Genomic DNA, 591 nt, shown 5'->3' on the forward strand with positions numbered 1-591 from the left:
CTCAAGGCCGTCGCCGATCGCATCACGGCGGACAGGCTTGAACCGAAAGGAAACAATGGCCCGTTGGTCAAACAACGCGTCCTGCAAGACGCGGTGCGCGCGCAACCTGAATTCAGTCAGTGGGACGCGAACGTCAATACACTGAGCGATAGCGATTTGAGAAAAACCCTGGAGGGTTTTGGATTCAAGGCCGAGGGCATCACGACCTTTAAAAGTATCGCCGACGCCATTGCAGGGAACGGCAACATAGGCAATATCCCTATGGCTGCGCTTCACGAATTCTGGATGACGTGGGTTGCAACATGCAATCGCGCTGATGAAGCTGGCAAAGCTGGCGAAGCTGGCAAAGCTGGCGAAGCTGGCAGGAATTTCAGGGAAACTGTTTGCAGCCATCCGCAGCTTCGCGCATGGAATGTCCTTGCCCATCATCTGGCTAGACAAACGCAGCCGAAGTTTGACCTGAGTGCCTATGCTACCTATACACGCGTCATGGTGCCTGACATCGACGATATGATCTGGCCCGAGGCGTCACAGGACCATGGGGCGTCACATGCCATGGCAAAAAAATTGCACGCCAAAGCCAGAGCAACC

General features: G+C 55.0%; 1 protein-coding gene. It reads left to right on the forward strand.

Translation table 11 applies throughout. The features are described 5' to 3' along the window. On the forward strand, window positions 1–591 hold a 591-nt coding region (locus tag JK635_RS05895; RefSeq protein WP_202653061.1), incomplete at both ends, for a hypothetical protein.

Origin of the sequence: Neobacillus paridis (assembly GCF_016765675.1) — a bacterium.
Classification (GTDB): domain Bacteria; phylum Bacillota; class Bacilli; order Bacillales; family Cytobacillaceae; genus Neobacillus; species Neobacillus paridis.